Raw genomic sequence first — 554 nt, forward strand, 5'->3', positions numbered from 1 at the left:
AACGCCGTGTTCCTCAAGCGCGAGGACAACCAGCCGGTGTTCTCCTTCAAGCTGCGCGGCGCCTACAACAAGATGGCGCACCTCTCGCCCGCGCAGCTGGAGCGCGGCGTGATCACCGCCTCGGCGGGCAATCACGCGCAGGGCGTGGCGCTTTCGGCGGCGAAACTGGGCGTGAAGGCCGTGATCTGCGTGCCGGTGACCACGCCGCAGGTGAAGGTGGATGCGGTGCGCGCCCACGGCGGCGCGACCGTCGAGGTCGTGCAGGCCGGCGAGTCGTACAGCGACGCCTACGCCCACGCCGTGCGCCTGCAGGAAGAACGCGGCCTGACCTTCGTGCATCCGTTCGACGATCCCTACGTGATCGCCGGCCAGGGCACCGTGGCGATGGAAGTGCTGAGCCAGCATCAGGCCCCGATTCACGCGATCTTCGTGCCGATCGGCGGCGGCGGGTTGGCGGCAGGCGTGGCGGCCTACGTGAAGGCCGTGCGCCCCGACATCAAGGTGATCGGCGTGCAGACCGATGACTCCTGCGCGATGGCGCAGTCGATCAAGGC

Annotated in this window: 1 protein-coding gene; it reads left to right on the forward strand. The window is 69.0% G+C overall.

Annotation, left to right across the window (positions count from 1 at the left end; translation table 11 throughout):
* Window positions 1-554, forward strand: a 554-nt coding sequence (locus U5A58_RS40465) for a pyridoxal-phosphate dependent enzyme (protein WP_321965462.1), incomplete at both ends; no start/stop codon positions are given.

Origin of the sequence: Paraburkholderia sp. J7, assembly GCF_905220155.1 — a bacterium.
Taxonomy (GTDB): Bacteria; Pseudomonadota; Gammaproteobacteria; order Burkholderiales; family Burkholderiaceae; genus Paraburkholderia.